The following is a 16,843-nucleotide window of genomic DNA, read 5'->3' as shown; positions in this document are numbered from 1 at the left end:
GCGGTGGCCGGTGGCGGCCGGTGCGTGCGGGTCGCCGGCGACGTCAGGCCGCGGCCACCTTGCGGGGGCGGCCGCGACCGCGCTTGCGCGGGACGACGACACCGTCGACGAAGACCTCACCGCCCCAGACCCCCCACGGTTCGCGACGGTCCACGGCGCCGGCCAAGCACCCTTCGCGCACCGGGCAGGCACGGCACAGCGCCTTCGCCTGCTCGACCTCGGACTCGCGCTCGGCGAACCAGAGCTCGGCGTCGTTCTGACGGCACGGGATCAGGCTGGAGATGACGAGGTCGAACTCGGGGTCGGTGAGTGTCGACGCCTCGGGCGGCCACGGTCCGTTGCCACCGTTGTTGAGCGTGTCGAGCAGCGTGGTGAGCCGCACGGCTCCTCCTCGGGTCCTGCGAAGTCTGGGGCTGATGCTGGGACCAGGCCCTCAAGACGAAGGCCGCGGGTCCCGGTGGACTCCGCGGCCTGAGCAGGCGTTCCGGTCAGACCGAGGAGTCGGGGGCGGAGGCGGGCGATGCGCCGATCTCACGACCGCGAGCGGGCGCAGCTGTCCCCTGGAGGAAGGTCGGGGTGGGCAGCGCGGGGCGCACGGCATCGATCCCGCAGATCGCCGTGTCGATCATCATTCGGTCACCCACCCCCTCTCTCGCTCCGCCCAGGGCGTCTTCCAGCCCCTGGCACCGGTCAGGACAGCGAACACGCTAGACCCCGCGCGCCGGGCCGCACAACGGAATTACCGCAGAACTTCTCGCGAGCACCCGCAGCGCTGTCCCGCGCGCCCCGCGCGGGTCACCCCCATGGGCGCTGACCAGCGACGACGGCCAGGATCGCGTCCCCGAAGCCGTCGATGGTCACGGGCCCGACGCCCGGCACCCGCGCGAGCTCCGCGCGCGTGCCGGGCCGGGCGAGCGCAACCCGGGTCAGGGTGGCGTCCGGCAGCACGTTGTGCGGGGCCCGCTCCGACTCCAGCGCGATCCGGTCCCGCCAGGTGCGCAGCGCCTCGACCAGCTCCGGGTCGGCCTGCTCCGGCTCCGACGACGCGTGGCCGTCCCCCAGGACACCGGCCAGGAACGGCGTGCGCTCGCGTGAGGACCGCCCACCCGTGCGCGACCGCGCCCAGCTCAGGTGCAGGTGCTCCCGCGCCCGCGTGATGCCGACGTACAGCAGCCGACGCTCCTCCGCGACGGCCGCGCGGGACTCGGCCAGCGAGATGGGGACCAGCCCGTCGCTGAGCCCCGTGAGGAACACCGCGTCCCACTCCAGGCCCTTCGCGGCGTGCAGCGACGCGAGCGTCACCCCGTCCACCGCTGGGGCGTGCTGCGCCGCGGCACGGTCATCCAGCTCTGCGACGAGGTCCACGAGCGTCGCGCGCTGCGCACCCTCCGCACCCGGGCCGTCCGGTGCGTCCGCGAGTCGCCGGGTCGGCCCGTTCGCCTCGAGCTCGTCGGCGAGGCCGACCAGCGCCTGCAGCGAGTCCCACCGCTCGCGGACCGCACCCCGCGCGGCGGGCGGCTCCGGGCTCCACCCGGCGCCGGCCAGCACGTCGCGCACGGCTTCACCCAGGGGGACGTCCGACATCGATCGCGCGGCGCCGCGCAGCAGGACCAGGGCGTCGCGCACCTCGCGCCGGGCGAAGAACCGCTCCCCGCCGCGGACCAGGTATCCGATGCCCACGTCGGCGAGCGCCTGCTCGAACACCTCCGACTGCCCGTTGGTCCGGTACAGCACCGCGATCTCGCGCGCCGGCACGCCGGAGGCCACCAGGCGGCCGATGCGCGCGACGACACCGGCGGCCTCCTCCTCGTCGTCCCGGTAGTCCTCGATCGTCACCGCGGGCCCGGGCGGACGCTGCGCGATCAGCTCGAGGCCGGAGACCTGACGGGCGCGGCGCCCGAGCACCCGGTTGGCGAGGTCCACGACCTGCGGCGTCGAGCGGTAGTCGCGCACCAGTCGCACCACGGCCGCCCCCGGGTGCCGCTCGGTGAACGTCAGCAGGTGGTGCGGGGTCGCCCCCGCGAAGGAGTAGATGGTCTGGTTGGGGTCACCGACCACGCACAGCTCGTGCCGCGACCCCAACCACTGGTCGAGCAGGTACTGCTGCGCCGGCGACACGTCCTGGTACTCGTCGACCACGAAGTGCCGGTACTGGCCGCGCACCTGCTCGGCGACGTCCTGCCGGCTCTCGATCATGTGCCCGAGCAGCGTCAGCACGTCCTCGAAGTCGATCACCGCGCGCGCGTCCTTGACCTCCTCGTACGCGCTGATGAGCTTGGCCACCGCGGTCCGGTCCAGCCCCGCCGGCAGCGGGCGGTCCGTCGCGTCCGCCGCCGCCACGTAGTCGTCGGCCGGCACAAGGGACGCCTTCGACCACTCCACCTCGGAGGCCAGGTCGCGCACCGCGAGCCGGTCCAGGCGCAGCCCCAACCGCTGCCCCGCCTCGGCGACCGCCTGCGCCTTGTGCTCGAGGATGCGCGGCGGGGCACCGCCCACCACCCGGGGCCAGAAGTAGGACAGCTGACGCAGCGCCGCCGCGTGGAAGGTCCGGGCCTGCACGCCCACCACGCCCAGGTCCCGCAGCCGGGTGCGCATCTCGCCCGCGGCCCGAGCGGTGAAGGTCACGGCCAGCACCGAGGCCGGCGGGTACGTCCCGGTCCGCACCCCGTACGCGATGCGGTGGGTGATCGCCCTGGTCTTGCCCGTGCCGGCTCCCGCGAGCACGCACACCGGTCCGCGCAGCGCGAGGGCGACCTCACGCTGCTCGGGGTCGAGCGGCTCGAGCAGGGCGTCGGCGGTGGTGGACATCGTGGCGAGTGTCGCAGGTGCCGGGGACACCCGCGGACGATCCACGGACGGGTCAGCGCGGGGCGTCGCCCGCGTCCAGCGGGCCGCCGTACCAGTCTTCGATCAGCGCACGCGCCACCGAGGTGCGGGTGGGCAGCACCACGTCGCCCGTGGCCACGGCGGCGGCCAGCGCAGCCCGGCTGAACCAGTGCGCCTGCGTGACCTCCGTCGCGTCCACGGTGATCTGCGTGGTCACCGCACGGGCCGTGTACGCGAGCATGAGCGACGCCGGGAACGGCCACGGCTGGCTGCCGCGGTACTGCGGGTCCACGACGCGGACCGCGGTCTCCTCGGCGACCTCGCGCACCACGGCGTGCTCGGGGGTCTCACCCGGCTCGAGGTAGCCGGCCAGGGTGGAGAACCGGCGCTCGGGCCACGCGGCGCCGTGCGCGAGCAGCAGACGGTCGTCGGCGTCGGTGATCGCCATGATCACGGCCGGGTCGGTGCGCGGGTAGTGCTCCGAACCGTCCTGCGGGCAGCGCCGGGTCCACCCGCCCAGGGCCGGTTCCGTGGCCGCGCCGCAGCGGGAGCAGCACGGGTGCCGAGCGTGCCACGCCGCCAGCGCCAGCGCCGTGGTGGCCAGCCCCGAGTCGCGGTCACCCATGACGTGCCCGCAGTCGCGCAGCCCGCTCCACGTGCGGTCGGGGTCCGGGTCCTCGCGCACGACGGCCATCAGGTCACCGGACTCGTCCGCGCCGAGGAAGAGCACGAGCCCCGGGTCGGCGACCTCGGCCGGGTTGGCGAGGTCCAGGGCGGCCCGGTCGGCCGTGGTCGCCACGGCTGCGCCGTGCACCAGCACGACGCGCGTCCCCGGCGCCGCCCACGAGTCCCGGACCAGGTCCGGGTCCGTGCGCCGGTGTGCGGCGCGGTCCGTGGTGTCGCGGGAGAGGGGCAGTCGGGTCCAGTCCACGGGCACACGGTAGGCGGCGGTTGGCCGGACACGCCCGTGGGAGGCGCCCGAGCGCGGCGCCCGAGCCGTACGGTGGGCCCGTGGCACGTTCTCCCCTGGTGCTCGCGGCCCTGTCCACGGTCGCGGTCCCCAACCTCGACGCCGTCGACGTGCGCCGCGCCTCGCACCCCGGGCCGGGCATCGACGCCGCCGTCGTCATCGACGCCACCGGCGGACGGTGGACGACGCGTGCGCCGCAGGACGCTGCGGCGGGCGCGGCCCTCGAGGCCGAGGTCGCACTGCTGGCGGGACTCGTCACCCACGTGGACTCGGGCGCGCTGCCCTTCGAGGTCCCGCGCCTGGCCGGTTCGGTCTCGCTGCCGGAGGGCGGGCGCGCCGTGGTCCACCGTCAGCTCCCGGGCCGCCCGATCCGTCTCGAGGAGCTGGGCCCCGGCCCGGGTCTCGCCGCGGCGCTCGGCCGCGCGATCGCGGCGATCCACGAGCTGCCGGTCTCGGTGGTGGAGCACGCCGGGCTGCCGGTCTACGACGCCGACTCCTACCGGCGCAGGCGGCTGAGCGAGCTCGACGAGGCCGCACGCACCGGGTACGTGCCGGCCTTCCTGCTGCGCCGGTGGGAGCGCGCCCTGGAGGACGTCGCGCTGTGGCACTTCCAGCCCACCGTCGTGCACGGGGACCTGTCCGCCGAGCACGTCCTGGTGCGCGACGACGTGCCGGTCGGCGTGCTCGGGTGGTCGGAGACCAAGGTCGCCGACCCGGCCGACGACCTCGCCTGGCTGCTCGTGGCCGCACCGCAGCCCGCGGTCGACCCGATCATCGAGGCCTACCACCTGCGACGCACCGAGCTGCGCGATCCGCACCTGGCAACCCGGGCGCTGCTGGCCGGTGAGCTCGCGGTCGTCCGGTGGCTGATGCACGGCGTCAACATCGGCGACCAGGCGGTGATCGACGACGCCCGCTCGATGCTCGACGAGCTCGAGGAGCACCTGACCCGGTACGAGGCGGCCGCCCGCGAGGCGGCAGCCGAGCAGGAGACCGCCCGCCAGGAGGCTGCCGCGCGCGAGACCGACACCTCCGCCGCACCGGCACCGAACCCGCCGGTGCGCCGGTCCGCCACCGCCGCAGCCCAGGACCAGCTCGCCTTCACCGAGGACGGCGGCGCCGCACCGGACCAGGCGTGGGCGGCCGACGACGCCGAGCGGCAGGACGACGGTGGGCACGCCAGGGCGGTGGACGAGGGCCGGCCGGCGGAAGCGATCCCCGACGAGGAGTCCCCGCGCAGCTCGGGCCCGGACGACGCGTCCCCGCGCAGCTCGGGCGTCGAGTGGTCCGGCGAACCGATCGTCACCGCGTCCGGGCCCGACGTCGACCAGTCCGGCGAGCCGACGGAGCCCACGGACGACGCCGCGTGGGACCGGCCGCGGCAGTCCGACCAGGAGTGATGGCCCACAACGGTGCAGCGTTCCCGTCGGATAGCGACGGGAAGGCTGCACCGTTCGGACCTCCCGCCTGGGCAGGCGCGCTGTCGGCCCCGGTCAGGCCCTGAGCGCGTCCTCGAGCTCGCCGACCCCGAGGACGCGGGCGAGCTCCTCCTCGCCCGCGAGCGCCTCGGGGCGGACCGTGACCCCGTGGGCGACGTAGACGAAGGCCGCCCGGACCTTCTCCAGCGGCAGCCCGGTGCGCCGCGACCACGCGAGGCGGTACACCGCGAGCTGGAGCGCACGGTGGCGCAGCTGGTCCTCGGCGGGGACCGCGCCGGTCTTCCAGTCGACGACGACCACGCCGCCGTCGGGCTCGCCGAACACCGCGTCGATGCGGGACCGCACCACCGTGGTGCCGATCGTGGTCTCCACGTCGACCTCGACCTCGAGCGGTCGTCTGCCCGCCCACTCCGACTCCAGGAACGCCGCCCGCAGCGCGTCGAGCTCCGGGTCGACGGCCTCGTCGGCGCCGGGGAGCTCGTCGACGTCGACGAGCGCGGCGCGACCGAAGTACTGCTCGACCCAGGCGTGGAATGCAGTGCCCCGCCGGGCGACGGTCGACGGTGGCGTCGGCACCGGTCTGCGCAGCGCGAGCGCGAAGGCCGCCGGGTCGGTCTCGAGCGCGACCAGCGCGGACGCGGACAGGTGCTCGGGCAGCGGGACGCCCGCCTGCTCCCGTCCGCGAGCGCGTTCGGCGAGCAGCAGCGCGGCGGTGCGAGCCAGGTCCTGTCCCTCCGGGTCGTGGTCGGGCCACTCGGCGCTCGGCGCCGCCGCACGCACCGCGACTGCGGCGCGGTCCACCGCCTCCTGGCGGCCCCCCATGGCCGCCTCGACGGGCCACACCAGCGGCGCCTGGTCGCTGGGCGCGGGTGGCTGCTCCGGCGGGGTCCACGCGTGCGCGTCGGTCAGCTCGGCCAGGAACCGGGACGGCGGGGTGGGCCTGACGCCGCCGCGCCACCACGAGCCGCACAGCAGCAGGGCCTGCCGCGCCCGGGTCACCGCGACGTACGCGAGCCGGCGCTCCTCGGCCAGCTCGTGCTCGGCGACCGCGTCCTTGTACTCCAGCAGCCGGTGACCCAGCTCCGCCTGCGTGCCACCGGTGGTGACCGACACGTCCGGGAGCGACTCGCGGTCCCCGCGCAGCGCCGTGGGGAGCGAGCCGTGCGCCGTGAGCCAGCCGGAGGACGGCGGACCGACCGGGAAGGTGCGCTCGACCAGGCCCGGGACGGCGACGACATCCCACTCCAGGCCCTTGGCGGCGTGCACGGTCAGGAGCTGGACCGCCTCGGGGTCGAGCTCGGCGACCGGCGCCTCGAGCCCCCGCTCCTCGGCCTCGGCGGTTGCCAGCCAGTCGAGGAAGGCCCCCAGCGTCCCGCCCTCCTCCGCGTCGAACCGCGCGGCCACGGTCCGGAACGCGTCCAGGTGTGCGCGCGCGGTGGCCGGGCTGACGGGCCGCACGGCGACCTCGATGTCCAGGGCGAGGAGCTGCTCGGCCTCCGCGACCAGGTCCGCCACCGGGAGGAACGTCTGGCTGCGCAGGGTGCGCAGCACTGCGGCGAGCTCGGCGAGCCGGGCCCGGCCCACGGGGGTCAGGGACCGCCCGTGGCGGCTGGTCCAGTCCGCGGGGGGCAACGAGTCGAGAGCGTCGACGATCGACCGCTCGTCGACCACGTCGGGCTCCGCGCCGTGGCCCACCCCGCGCTCGCCTCCGTGCGCCGCGCCGTGCTCGACCCGGTGCTCGACCCCGTGCTCGGCGGGACGCGCCGCCGCGTGCGCCGACCAGTCCGCGAGCGCCGCCAGGTCCGACAGGCCGAGCCGGGCCCGTGGGCCGGTGAGCAACCGCATGAGGGCGTCCCCTCGGGAGGGGTCATAGGCGGCCTGGAGCGCGGCGACCAGGTCGACGACCTCCGGCGTGGACAGCAGCCCGCCCAGGCCCACCACCTCCACCGGGAGCCCGGCGGCGAGCAGCGCCGCCTCGAGCGCCGGGAACTGTGAGCGCTTGCGGCACAGGACCGCCGCGGTGGCCGGCCGCCCGTCCACGCCGAGCTCACGGCGGCGGCGTGCCACGAACGCGGCGACCTCGCGGGCCTCGGACTCGGCGTCCTCGTAGTACTGCACGCTGACCTCGCCGTGCCCCACCCCGGGACGGGCGGACAGCTCGGGCAGGTCGAGCCGCGCCTCGGCCCGCAGCGGTGCCGCGACGGTGTTGGCCGCCGCCAGGATCGCCACGTCGTTGCGCCACGACACCGACAGCTCCCGGCGGTGCGCGGGCTGCGGACCAGCGTCCCCGGCCCGCGGGAACTGCTCGCAGAACCGCTCCAGACCACCGGCGCTCGCGCCTCGCCAGCCGTAGATGGACTGGTGCGGGTCGCCGACGGCGGTGACCGGGTGGCTCACCCCGGACCGGTCGCCGAACAGGTGCCGCAGGAGCACGAGCTGCGCCACCGAGGTGTCCTGGTACTCGTCGAGCAGGACGACCGGGTACGTGGCCCGTTCGCCCGCGCCCACCTCGGGCACCTCGCGCGCGACGCGCGCCGCGAGGGCGACCTGGTCCGCGAAGTCCATGAGGTCGCGCTCGCGCTTGCGGGCGGTGAACTCCTCCACGAGCGGGACGAGCCGGGCCCGCAGCGCGACCGACGTGGCCGCGGCCTGGAGCAGGGTGCGGGCGGCTCCGGTGGCCCGCTCCCGCTCGGGCGCCGCAGCCATGGCCGCCACGATGCGCTCGCACTCCTCGCGCAGCCGGTCCGGCTCGACCAGGTGCTCGGCGAGCTGGTCGGCCAGGTCCAGGACCGCGGCGGTGACGGTCCGGGGCGTGTACGCGGTGTCCAGGTCCCCGGCCCAGTGCTCGACGACGTCGTGCGCGAGCTGCCACCGCCCGGCCTCCCCCAGCAGGCGGGACGCGGGCTCGACGCCCAGCCGCAGCGCGTGGTCGCCCACCAGCGACGCCGCGTAGGCGTGGTACGTGGACACCGTCGGCGCGAGGAACCGCGAGGTCTTCAGCTCGCCGCCCAACCGTCGCTGCAGCAGTGCGAGGCGGGACGCCACGCGCTGCGAGAGCTCCCCCGCGGCCTTGCGCGTGAAGGTCAGGCCCAGGACCTCGGCCGGCTCCACGCGGTGGTTGGCGATCAGCCAGACGACGCGCGCGGCCATCGTCTCCGTCTTGCCGGACCCGGCCCCGGCGACCACCAGGACAGGTTCCAGCGGGGCCTCGATGACGGCCACCTGCTCGGGCGTCGGTGCCGGGCGGCCGAGCAGCTCGGCGATCTGGACCGCGGACCTCATGCGCCCACCACCCGGCCTTCGGGCTGGGCCGGGCAGGATCGCCGCACGGGGCACGTCTGGCAGCCGTCGTTGCGGGTTGCGGCCATCGCGCCGCTCGTGACGACCTCGGCGACGGCCTCGGTGAGCTGGGCCGCCCAGCCCGGTTCGCGGTCCTGGGCGGGGGCGATCTGGTCGCGCAGCGTGACTCGCTGGGCGGCTGTCCCGACGTAGAGGAGCGTCGCGCCGCCGGCCCGCGCGCCCGGGACCAGGTGGTCGAACCCGCCGGCGTCGACCGCGACCTGGTACGCCCCGAGCTGGGGGTGCCGCGTGGCGTCGTCCTTGCGCACGGCCGTCTTGCCGGTCTTGAGGTCCACGACGCGCAGCAGCGGATGCCCGTCCGCGTCCATGCCGGCGCGCTCCAGCCGGTCCACCTGGCCGCGCAGCTCGACCCGACCGACCCGCACCGAGAAGCTCTCCTCGCACGCGACGGCCTCGTCGGCGGTGCGCAGGTAGGCGGCGAGCTTGCGCACCATGTCGTCGGCGCGCCGGCGGGCCTGGGTCGCCAGCCACCCGTCGGACAGCCCGAGCTCCGACCAGCGCTCCTCGAGCAGGGTTGCGAGCTGCTCCTGGCTCCCCTCCGGCAGCGCGGCCGCGACGGCGTGCACCAGCGTGCCCAGGGTCTGCTCGCGGGAGTCGGCAGCCGTCCCGCCCGCCTGCTCGAGGGCCCAGCGCAGCGCGCACGTGGCCGCGAGCTCCAGCCGGGACGGCGACAACGGCACCGGCCCCTCCTCCGGCCACAGCGGCCGCGACGAGGACAGCGCCCGGGTGCCGAACCAGGTGTCGGGGTCCGCACCCTCGACACCGTGCTCGACCAGGTGGGCGAGCAGCCCCGCGGCCGGCGACCCGGGGTCGCGCTCCACCGCGGCACGGCACCGGGCCACGAGGGCCCGCAGGTCGAGAGCGGCGGGCACCGCGCGCACGCGCGGGTCCGGACCCTCACCGTTCCCCGGCACCACGAGGTCCACCAGCGGGGACGGCTGGTGGTCGGCGTCGCGCACCGCCGTGACCACGAGCCGCGTCGTGCTTCGCGACACCGCGACGGCGAACGCCCGCAGCTCGTCGGCGAGCACCGCACGGCGCGCCTCCGCGGACGACTCGGGGGCCGAGGCGCGGCCCGCGAGGACCTCGACCAGGTGCCCGGCGCCCAGCATCGAGTCGCGCAACCGCAGGTCGGGCCACGTACCCTCCTGCACGCCGGCGACCACGACGACGTCCCATTCCTGCCCCGCGGCGGCTGCGGCGGTCAGCACCGAGACGGCGTCGGTGACGCCGCCGTGGGCCGCCAGGCTGTCCGCACGCAGGGACTGCGCCTCGAGGTGGTCGAGGAACGCCTGGGGCGGCGCCTGCGGCAGCCGGTCGACGAACTGCTCCGCGGCGGCGAACAGGGCCAGCACCGCGTCGAGGTCGCGGTCCGCCCGCGCCCCCGCGGCGCCGCCCGCCAGAGCCGCCCGCCGCCACGGCTCTGCGAGTCCGGCGGCCGACCACATCGCCCACAGCACCTCGAGCACGCCCGAGCCGTGCGCGGCGCGGCCCGCCGCCAGCACCTGCCCGAGCCGCTGCACCGGACGTCGGAGCTCCGCCGGGAGGGTGGCGGCACGCGCCGGGTCCGCGAGGACCTCGACCAGGAGCGGATCGCTGGTCCGCCCGCCGCCACCCGCAAGCTCCTCGGCGCGCAGCGCACGCCGCACGCGCCGCAGCCCGACCGGGTCCAGCCCGCCCAGCGGCGAGGTCAGCAGCGTCGCGGCGTGCTCGGCCAGCGCATCAGGGTCGAGCACGCACGTCAGCGCGGTGAGCAGCGGCCGCACCGCGGGCTCGACCCGCAGCGGCACGTCGGAGGCGTCCACGGCCACCGGGACACGCGCGGACAGCAGAGCGCGGCGCAGCTCGGCGACCTGCGCACCGGACCGCACGACCACCGCCATCCGGCGCCACGGGACGGAGTCGTGCAGGTGCGCGCCGCGCAGCACGTGCGCGACGTCGGCGGACTCCTGCGCCACGGACCGCAGCAGGTGGACCTCCGCGCGGTCCTCGGCCCGGGCGGCGTCGCCGGGGACCTGGCGGTGCCGGAACTGCGGGCCCCGGATCTCCGCGGTGACCGCCCGGACCACCTCGCGCAGCCCGGGTCCGTGCCGCCACACGTGCTCGAGCACGGCCGTGTCCGCGCCGAACGCCCCGAGCTCGCTCCCGGCCGGCAGCGAGGCACGGTCGGCCAGCCCCGGGCTCGCGCCCCGGAACGTCTGCACCGCCAGGTCCGGATCCGCCAGCAGCACCAGCTCGGCGCCGTCGTCGGCGAGCGCGTGCAGCAGCCGGACGGTCGCGGCCGTGGCCTCCTGGTAGTCGTCCACCACGACCAGCCGCCACGACGGCCGCGCTGCGTGCGGCACCTCGTGCGACCAGGCCCCCAACGCCTCGGTGGCCTCGTCGACGACGGCGGCCGGGTCGAACCGGGCACCCGCGTCGGGGGTTCCGGAGCGCAGCCGCGTGACATCCAGGTACTCCGCGTAGACCGCTGCCGCGGCCCGCCACTCGGGCCGCGCGTGCGTGCGACCCAGCACGTCGAGGTCCTCGGGGCGCAGCCCCCGCTCGGCCGCCCGCATCAGCAGGTCACGCAGCTCGTCGCGGAACGCGCGCAGGCCGAGCGCCTCGGACGGGACCCGGTCCGGCCACGGCACGGCGGCGCCCTCCCCCGCCAGGTGCCCCGCGAGCAGCTCGCCCAGCACGAGGTCCTGCTCGGGGCCGCTGATCAGCGTCGGCGGCGGCTCACCGAGCAGCGCCGCACGTGCCCGGAGCACCGAGAACGCCAACGAGGAGGCGGTGCGCACGGTGGGTTCGCCCGTCGTGGCCCGCAGACGCCCCGATAGCGCATCGCGCAGCCGCGCGGCCGCGAGCCGGGTGGGGGCGATCAGCAGCGTCTCGGAGACGTCCAGCTCGCCGGACGCGACCCGGTCCGCGACCACCGCCAACGCCGTCGTCGTGCGCCCCGATCCCGGGGCGCCCGTGACCAGCAGGGGCCCCCGGTGCTCGATCACCCGGCGCTGGGACGGGTCAGGCTCCGGCCACGGCGGGCGCGCCACCGGCGCCAGGAGCTCGACCACGCCCCGATCCCATCACAGGCCGCCGACACCGGAGTCGGGGTGGGGCCAGCCGTTGGGCAGGCAGGGCGCCACGGCGACCGTCTGCTGCTGCATCACCGGGGCGACCGCGCCGGCCGCGGGGCACTGCTCATGCGGGTGCCCCAGGAGGTGACCGACCTCGTGGTTGATGAGGTACTGCCGGTACACCGTGAGGTCGGCGAACGCGTCCGTTCCGGTGGCCCACCGCGCGTAGTTGATCGCCGCGTGCCCGGAACGGCCGCACGAGTACGTGCCGCGCGTGGCCAGCGGCGCGCACATCGCGTCGACCTTGTCGGGCGAGACGAGCACCACCCGCAGGTCCGCGTCGCCGTCGGTCCGCGCGAAGCTCAGTGCACCGCCGTGCCCCCAGCCCTGCGGGTTGTTCAGGATGCCCAGCACCAGCGTCGCGAACCGCTCACCGTCCACCGGCAGGCCGGCCTCGACCTCCACCCGCACCGTGCGGACCGGGGCGTCCGGGTCGGGCGCCGGGCTCGAGCCGGCCACCACCACGAGGTCCCAACCGGCGCGCTGCGGGACGTCGGTGCTGAGCAGACCGGCCATCCGGTCGGCGGCGGACATGCCGGACGGCGGCGCGGCCGGGGAACCGGGTGGGGTGAGGAAGTCGACCGATCCCGACGGGGCAGGGGAGGAGACCGGCGTGGGGGCCGGCGCCGCACGCCCGCTGGCCACCCGGTCGCTCCCCGCACGGTCGCTCCCCGCACGGTCGCCCGTCAGACGGTCGCTCGCGGCACGGACGTCCGACGCCGCGGTCTCGGTCGCCGGTGAGTACGCCATCGCCAGGCCGGTCGCGGACCCCGCGCCGAGCCCGATCAGCACCGCCGGGACCAGACCGAGCGTTCCGAACCTCCCGCGCGTCAGCACCGGGCCCGAGCGTCGCGCGTGCCGCGCGAGCCGCAGGGGCCTGGCGTGCTGGAGGAGCTCGGGCACCAGGCCATCGTGGCACCGGCGCCGCCGCACGTCACACGTTCGTAGCGATCCTGGTGGACGGGGCCCGCGCGGCAGGAGCCGTGGTTAGCATGCGCCAATGGCCCCACGTCCGCCGCGGATGTCCGCCGACGACCGACGCGCCCAGGTGCTCGCGATCGCGGAGCAGATGTTCGCCCGCGACGGGTACCACCACGTGTCCATGGACGACATCGCCGATCGTGCCGAGGTCTCCAAGCCGGTGCTCTACCGGCACTTCCCGTCCAAGCTGGACCTCTACCTGGCCGTGGTCGACCGCCGTGGCCAGGCCCTGGCCGCCGCCGTGGACGCCGAGCTGGCGCGGGCCTCGACCGCGGACGGACCGCCCGGCCACGACATCGCCCGGGCGATCGTCGCCGCGTTCGTCGGCTTCGTCGAGCAGGCCGGCGAGACGTCGTCGCTGCTGTTCGAGTCCGACGTGACACGCGACCACGAGGTCCGTGAGCGCGTCGAGGCGGCGTCCCGGGAGGCCGCCGACGCGGTCTGCCGCGGGCTGCGGGACCTCACCGGGTTGGCGCAGCCGGAGGCCGACCTCCTGGCCGAGGTGCTCGTGGGCATGGCGCAGGTCACCGCGACGTCCCGGCACCGGCCCTCGACGGTCGACTCGGACACCGCCGTGGACCTGGTCGGCAGGCTCGCGTGGAGCGGGGTGCAGGGGCTGATCCCCGGACGCCGGGACGCCGAGCCGACGTCCTCCTCCTAGGATGGCGTCAGCGACGACGAAGGGATGGGCGTGCAGATCACGATCGGTGTGCAGAACGTGGCGCGTGAGCTGGTGGTCGAGCTCGACGGAACCGCGGACAAGATCGCCAAGGACGTGCTCAAGGCGCTCGAGGTCGGCGCGCCGATCGACCTCGTGGACGCCAAGGGCAGGCGGGTCCTGGTCCCCGCCGGCATGGTCGGCTACGTCGAGCTCGGCACGGACGACGCCAGGCGGGTCGGCTTCAACCTCTGACCCGGCGGCCGTTCGACGGCCGTGTCACGCAGCGAGGCCGAGGCGATCCATCCGGCGGGTGTGCTCGGCGGTGAGCCGCGCGAACAGCCGGGACTGGGGCTCGTCGCCCGGCAACGCCCCGGCGAGCAGCCGCACGACCTCCGGGTGGGCGCCGAGCACGCGCTGCACCACGCCCAAGGACTCCCCCACCAGTCGGCGGCCCCACAGGGCCAGCCGCGGGGACAGCGTCGCGTCGTCGGCGCCGGCGGCCTCCAGCGCCGCGACCACTGTCGCCCCGTGCCCGTCGTCGCTCATCACCTCGTCGACCACCTCGCGCGAGGCCGGGTCCAGGCCTTCGGCGAGCACGCGCGCGAAGTCGTCGGCCACGCCGTAGCCGACGTAGCTCTTGAGCAGTCGCTCGGACCAGGTGGACGGCTCGGTGCGCTCGTCGAACTCCACGAGAACCCCGGCGAACGGCCGCATCGCCGACTGCGGGTCACCGCCCAGCTCGACGATCCGCCCGGCCACGCGGTCGACCCGGTTCAGCGCGTTGCGGGCGTACCCGGCCAGGCTGAGCCGCTGCGTGAGCGTCGGGGCCAGCCCGGAGTCCGCCGCGAGCCGTGTGAACGCGGCGAGCTGGAAGTACGCGATCATCCCCAGCAACGGGAGCGCCAGGTCCCCCGGTGCGGCCGGTGCAGCGGTGTCGGGCGCGGAGTCGCTCATCCGTCCAGGCTATAGGCTTGGGTCGTACATCGGTTGACCGGTCGTCTCGTCTGCCTCGCGTGATCAGCACGCCGTCTCTTGTGCGATCGGCTACCACCCCGCCCGTGCCGGGCCCCGCCCCGCGGTGGCCGCACGGCTTCGAGAGGACGACATGACCGCCACCCCCACGGGTGCGCCGGGCGCCGCTGCGCCCGCCACCGACAAGGCCCCCGCCACCGACAAGGCCCCCGCCATCGACAAGACGTTCGCCGACTTCGGGATCCGGACCGAGATCACGTCGGCGCTGGCCGACGCAGGGATCACCCACCCGTTCCCGATCCAGGCGATGACCCTGCCCGTCGCGCTCGCTCGGCACGACATCATCGGCCAGGCGAAGACCGGTACCGGCAAGACCCTCGGTTTCGGCCTCCCCCTGCTCGAGCACGTCATCGCCCCCGGCGAGGAGGGCTTCGACCGGCTGCCGGCACCGGGCAAGCCGCAGGCCCTGGTCGTCGCGCCCACGCGTGAACTGGCGATCCAGGTCGCCGGGGACCTGCAGACCGCGTCCCGCAACCGGGGCGTGCGCGTGACCCTGCTGTACGGCGGCCGCGCGTACGAGCCGCAGATCGAGGCCCTGACCCAGGGGGTGGAGGTCGTCGTCGGCACACCGGGCCGGATGGTCGACCTGCTCAACCAGCGCCACCTGGACCTGTCCCGGGCCACCACCGTGGTGCTCGACGAGGCCGACGAGATGCTCGACCTCGGCTTCCTGCCGGACGTGGAGAAGCTCCTGGCCCGCACACCGGCCTCGCGGCACACGATGCTGTTCTCGGCGACGATGCCCGGCGCCGTGGTGTCCATGGCCCGCCGCTACATGACCCAGCCCACGCACATCCGGGCCGCGGACCCGGACGACCAGGGCCTCACGCTCAAGGCGATCACCCAGGTGGTCTACCGGGCGCACGCGCTGGACAAGGTCGAGGTGCTCGCGCGCATCCTGCAGTCCCGGAGCCGGGGCCTGACCCTGGTGTTCGCCCGGACCAAGCGCACCGCGGCCAAGGTCGCCGACGAGCTCACCGAGCGCGGCTTCGCGGCCGGCGCCATCCACGGTGACCTGGGCCAGGGCGCGCGCGAGCAGGCGCTGCGCGCGTTCCGCCACGGCAAGATCGACGTCCTGGTGGCCACCGACGTCGCCGCACGCGGCATCGACGTTGATGACGTGACGCACGTCATCAACTACCAGTGCCCCGAGGACGACAAGACCTACCTGCACCGCACCGGCCGGACCGGGCGAGCGGGCAAGACGGGGACCGCCGTCACGTTCGTCGACTGGGACGACGTGCCGCGCTGGGCACTGATCGACCGGGCACTGGACCTGGGCTTCCCGGACCCGCAGGAGACGTACTCCTCCTCGCCGCACCTGTACACCGACCTGGACATCCCCGAGGGCACCACGGGGCGCCTGCCCCGGTCGGCCCGGACCCGTGAGGGCCTGGCTGCCGAGAAGCTCGAGGACCTCGGCGAGACCGGCAAGCACCACGGTGACGGCCGCGACCGGCACGGCAAGGACGGCCACTCCAAGGACCGGCACTCCAAGGACCGGCACGGCAAGGGCGGTCACGGCAAGGACGGCCACGGCGAGGACCGGCACGGCAAGGGCGAGCACGGCAAGGGCGAGCACTCCGGGTCCGACGCGCACGGCGGCGACGCGACCCGGTCCGAGGCGTCCCCCGCCCGCAAGCGCCGTCGCCGTCGTCGCCGCTCCGGCAGCACCACGGAGGGCGGCTCGGGCGGTGCCGGCGGCGCGACCGGCGCCACGTCGACCGACTCCTGACCGCGTGGCCAGCGTGCTGCGGCCGGCGACCGAGCAGGACGTCGGCCGGATCGCGGAGATCTGGCACGTCGGCTGGCACGACGGGCACGCCGGGCACGTCCCGGACGGCCTGACCGCCGTGCGCACCCGGCCGGCGTTCGACGCGCGGGCAGCCGCCCGGCTCGGGCAGACGACGGTGGCCGTGGCCCACGGGGAGGTGGCCGGGTTCGTCATGGTGGTCGGCGACGAGGTCGAACAGCTCTTCGTCGCGCGCGAGCACCGCGGTACCGGGGTGGCCGACACGCTGCTGGCCGAGGGCGAGCGGCAGATCATGGCCGCTGGACGCGCGGTGCCATGGCTCGCCGTCGTGGAGGGCAACGCCCGCGCGCGCCGGTTCTACGAGCGCAACGGTTGGCACGACGTCGGCCCGCTGCCGTACCACGTGCAGGTCGACGGCCAGGAGTTCGTCTCACCCTGCCGGCGGTACGAGCGCGGGTGAGCCCGCTCAACCGAACGGCAGATGACGCGGGGCCGGGGCGTGGATGCCCCGGCCCCGCACTCGCGCCGGACCGCGGCCGGCCCGAGCCCCGTCTGCCGGCCGGAACGGCTTCGGGGGCACAGGCCGGCAGCGGGCGTCGCGGATGGGCCGTCAGGCCCGGTACGTCGCGCGACCCGCAGCAGCGAGCCCCGCGAGAACCTCACCCTTCTTCGTGGCGGGTGCGGTGAGGAACTCCTCGGCGG

The 16,843-nt window shown here is 75.8% G+C and carries 13 protein-coding genes; 5 read left to right on the top strand and 8 right to left on the bottom strand.

The window, feature by feature from the left end; translation table 11 throughout:
• Positions 1-43 precede the first annotated feature (43 nt).
• The 4 genes from Q6348_RS13980 to nudC all read right to left on the bottom strand — a co-directional run bounded on the left by Q6348_RS13980 (position 44) and on the right by nudC (position 3,757).
• The gene (locus Q6348_RS13980; protein WP_304602013.1) at positions 44-382 is read right to left on the bottom strand and encodes a WhiB family transcriptional regulator; all 339 of its coding nucleotides are present in this window, start codon (positions 380-382) and stop codon (positions 44-46) included.
• 106 nt (positions 383-488) lie between these two features.
• The gene (locus tag Q6348_RS13975) at positions 489-632 is read right to left on the bottom strand and encodes a hypothetical protein (protein WP_304602012.1); all 144 of its coding nucleotides are present in this window, start codon (positions 630-632) and stop codon (positions 489-491) included.
• A 163-nt stretch (positions 633-795) separates the two neighbouring features.
• Positions 796-2,808, bottom strand: coding sequence for an ATP-dependent helicase (locus tag Q6348_RS13970; RefSeq protein ID WP_304602011.1), 2,013 nt, complete (start codon positions 2,806-2,808; stop codon positions 796-798).
• A gap of 52 nt (positions 2,809-2,860) precedes the next feature.
• Complete coding sequence (gene nudC / locus Q6348_RS13965; protein WP_304602010.1) at positions 2,861-3,757, bottom strand: NAD(+) diphosphatase; 897 nt, start codon at positions 3,755-3,757, stop codon at positions 2,861-2,863.
• A gap of 80 nt (positions 3,758-3,837) precedes the next feature.
• Between nudC and Q6348_RS13960 the strand changes: the two genes are divergently transcribed.
• Positions 3,838-5,196, top strand: coding sequence for a phosphotransferase (locus Q6348_RS13960; RefSeq protein ID WP_350339680.1), 1,359 nt, complete (start codon positions 3,838-3,840; stop codon positions 5,194-5,196).
• 93 nt (positions 5,197-5,289) lie between these two features.
• Here the strand turns inward: Q6348_RS13960 and Q6348_RS13955 are convergent, their stop codons facing one another.
• Genes Q6348_RS13955 through Q6348_RS13945 form a run of 3 tightly spaced genes read right to left on the bottom strand, consistent with a single transcriptional unit; the run spans position 5,290 to position 12,617 of the window.
• A complete protein-coding gene (locus tag Q6348_RS13955) occupies positions 5,290-8,517 on the bottom strand; it encodes an ATP-dependent helicase (RefSeq protein ID WP_304602009.1) in 3,228 nt (1,075 codons plus the stop codon).
• A complete protein-coding gene (locus tag Q6348_RS13950; RefSeq protein WP_304602007.1) occupies positions 8,514-11,651 on the bottom strand; it encodes an ATP-dependent helicase in 3,138 nt (1,045 codons plus the stop codon). The genes Q6348_RS13955 and Q6348_RS13950 overlap by 4 nt, the downstream gene beginning before the upstream one ends.
• 12 nt (positions 11,652-11,663) lie before the next feature.
• Positions 11,664-12,617 (bottom strand): DUF3152 domain-containing protein, encoded by a 954-nt coding sequence (locus Q6348_RS13945; RefSeq protein ID WP_304602006.1) that lies wholly within the window; start codon positions 12,615-12,617, stop codon positions 11,664-11,666.
• 97 nt (positions 12,618-12,714) lie between these two features.
• Between Q6348_RS13945 and Q6348_RS13940 the strand changes: the two genes are divergently transcribed.
• Entirely contained in the window at positions 12,715-13,356 is a 642-nt protein-coding gene (locus tag Q6348_RS13940; RefSeq protein WP_304602005.1) for a TetR/AcrR family transcriptional regulator, read from the top strand.
• Positions 13,357-13,380: 24 nt separating this feature from the next.
• Positions 13,381-13,608, top strand: a complete 228-nt coding sequence (locus tag Q6348_RS13935) for a DUF3107 domain-containing protein (protein WP_350339679.1) — start codon at positions 13,381-13,383, stop codon at positions 13,606-13,608.
• Between the two features lie 24 nt (positions 13,609-13,632).
• Here Q6348_RS13935 and Q6348_RS13930 read toward each other — a convergent pair whose 3' ends face one another.
• A complete protein-coding gene (locus Q6348_RS13930; protein WP_304602003.1) occupies positions 13,633-14,310 on the bottom strand; it encodes a ferritin-like fold-containing protein in 678 nt (225 codons plus the stop codon).
• A 151-nt stretch (positions 14,311-14,461) separates the two neighbouring features.
• On the opposite strand from Q6348_RS13930, the gene Q6348_RS13925 reads away from it, so the two are divergent.
• Together Q6348_RS13925 and Q6348_RS13920 are read left to right on the top strand one after the other, a co-directional pair.
• Entirely contained in the window at positions 14,462-16,123 is a 1,662-nt protein-coding gene (locus Q6348_RS13925) for a DEAD/DEAH box helicase (RefSeq protein WP_304602002.1), read from the top strand.
• Between the two features lie 4 nt (positions 16,124-16,127).
• Positions 16,128-16,601, top strand: coding sequence for a GNAT family N-acetyltransferase (locus tag Q6348_RS13920; RefSeq protein ID WP_304602001.1), 474 nt, complete (start codon positions 16,128-16,130; stop codon positions 16,599-16,601).
• The last annotated feature ends 242 nt before the right edge of the window (positions 16,602-16,843 follow it).

It is taken from the genome of Actinotalea lenta (assembly GCF_030586465.1).
Classification (GTDB): Bacteria; Actinomycetota; Actinomycetes; order Actinomycetales; family Cellulomonadaceae; genus Actinotalea; species Actinotalea lenta.
This window is presented reverse-complemented; position numbering and strand designations above follow the sequence as displayed.